Origin of the sequence: Pseudanabaena sp. CCNP1317 (assembly GCF_034931345.1) — a bacterium.
Classification (GTDB): Bacteria; Cyanobacteriota; Cyanobacteriia; order Pseudanabaenales; family Pseudanabaenaceae; genus Pseudanabaena; species Pseudanabaena galeata.
Genome location: NZ_JAYGIF010000178.1, coordinates 1 through 1,274, shown reverse-complemented (window position 1 = coordinate 1,274; position 1,274 = coordinate 1). Strand labels below are relative to the sequence as shown.

Here is a 1,274-nt window from a genome sequence, read left to right as displayed (position 1 = left end):
TGTAGATACTGTCTTGAGTACCAAAAAGTCAAGAGGGAATTTTAACAAAATTAGGATCGAAAGAACGCTGAGACTTGAGAACACCAAAGACCTGTCGTAACAGCTTGTGCATTACAGCACCAATGACGGACATTTTGGACTTACCCTTAGCAGTAAGGCGATCGCAGAAAGCGACAATCGGCGAATTATAACGACGAGCAACAATCGCAGGCATAAACAAAGCTTTACGCAAACGTGAATTACCAATTTTTGACAAGCGCGGTTTGCCATGAATCGAAGAGCCAGAAGAGAATTCACGCGGAGTTAAACCCGCAAAAGCGGCTAATTGATCAGCCGTATCAAAAGCAGAAATATCCCGAATTTCCGCCAGTAATACAGTTGCAGTCAATTCAGCAATACCTGGAATGGAAGTCAACAAATCCCGTTGCGATTTCAAATGAGGATGTTGATCAAAGTGCTGACGGATCAATTTTTTGGTCATCTCAATTTGCTCCTTGAGGAAGTCAATGTGGGTGTTAATTGCTTCAACCAAAATTGGATCAGCCGTAGCAAGACGATTTTGCTCTTGTTGCTGCATGGCGGTTAAGCTATCTAAACGATGTACTAATGCTTGGAGTTGCTCAATTTCTAATGCTGGTGGTGTCCAAGCAGCAGGCTTTAAGGCAGCACAAAATCTAGCAATAACTTTGGCATCAGCACGGTCTGTCTTTGTACGACTTAACTCGCTCTTGCCAAAGGCTTTGGGACGTGATGGATTGACGATACTTACTTTGTACCCTGCGGCTACTAAGAATCGGGCTAAGGCATTGCCATAAGTGCTGGTGGCTTCCATACAGCTATGTAAATTTTTTACACTTTGAATGTTTAGCCATTCTTGTAGTTCGACAAATCCTTCGGGATTATTGTTAAATACTTTGTTCTTAATCTTGGCGTTGTCTTGAATTAGGGCAACATCAAACTTGGCTTTACTGATGTCTATGCCTAAAACATCACATACTTCATTGCTATTGTTCATAGGTGCTTGCAGTTTTTTTGCTAGATTTATCCATCAAGCAATCAGTGGTATTGAACTATCCTTGTGAATACAGGTTTACCCATTGGGCGACCTCTGATACTGTCCAGTCTTTACTTGTTTCCACTGTTTAAGCAGAGACGACTCTATCTACATTACGGGCTTGGTGTCCCTAGGGGTTGAACGAGTTTATCTCTGCTTTTGCTTTTTCGGATTTGAGTAAAGATTTTATCCTTTACTTTTCTTCCTAGATACAAGGGGT

General features: G+C 41.7%; 1 protein-coding gene. It reads right to left on the bottom strand.

Features of this window, described 5'->3' with window-relative positions; genetic code table 11:
* Window positions 1–28: 28 nt before the first annotated feature.
* On the bottom strand, window positions 29–1,015 hold the full coding sequence (locus VB775_RS26235; protein ID WP_281006399.1) for a transposase: 987 nt from the start codon (window positions 1,013–1,015) through the stop codon (window positions 29–31).
* Between the last annotated feature and the right edge of the window lie 259 nt (window positions 1,016–1,274).